Consider the following 577-nt stretch of genomic DNA (forward strand, 5'->3'; position numbering starts at 1 on the left):
CCGCGCCGCCGGCATCAGCCGCGAGGCCGCGCTGGCCGAGGTCCTGCGCCCGTGACCTCACGCCCCGCCCGCCATCCGCTCTCCCTTCGGAGCCCAATCCATGATCCGTCGCCGCGGCATCCTCTCGGGGATCGGCCTGCTCCTGGCCGCGCCCGCCGTCTGCAAGGCGTCCAGCCTGATGCCGGTGCGCTCGGCAACGCCGGTCGCCGACATGATCGAGTGGCGAGCCAACCGCGGCCTGCTGATCCCCGCGGGGACGCATCGGATCGAGCGCACCATCGTGCTGAACCGACCGGGTTGGCGTCTCGCCGGTGTGGGAACGATCGATCACCGGGCGATCCCCACGGGGGTGGCGGTGCTGTGTGGCACGATAGATGGCACGCTCGGCTCGGACATGAATTTCTACGGCTGACCGCCCGCCATCCGCTTGTACCGCAGCGCCAGCGTCAGCAGCTCGGCGCGGGCGATGATGAGCGTGCCCCAGTGCGTGTGCTGCGGCACGGCCCGCGCGATCGCATCCGCCACGCACAGCGCCGCCTCGCGCGGCAGCGGTCCAAGGCCGGCGGAGACGGCGTGG

The 577-nt window shown here is 72.4% G+C and carries 1 protein-coding gene; it reads left to right on the top strand.

Annotation, left to right across the window (positions count from 1 at the left end; all coding sequences use genetic code 11):
* The first annotated feature begins 100 nt into the window (after positions 1-100).
* On the top strand, positions 101-412 hold the full coding sequence (locus tag M0638_RS28535; RefSeq protein ID WP_248670344.1) for a hypothetical protein: 312 nt from the start codon (positions 101-103) through the stop codon (positions 410-412).
* Positions 413-577 lie beyond the last annotated feature (165 nt).

The sequence above is a fragment of the Roseomonas acroporae genome (assembly GCF_023223525.1).
In the GTDB taxonomy this organism is placed as follows: Bacteria; Pseudomonadota; Alphaproteobacteria; order Acetobacterales; family Acetobacteraceae; genus Roseomonas_E; species Roseomonas_E acroporae.

What these genes read in the sequence shown, in the direction of transcription:
- M0638_RS28535 (WP_248670344.1), top strand. Translation starts at nt 101, where the DNA reads ATGATCCGTCGCCGCGGCATCCTCTCGGGGATCGGCCTGCTCCTGGCC.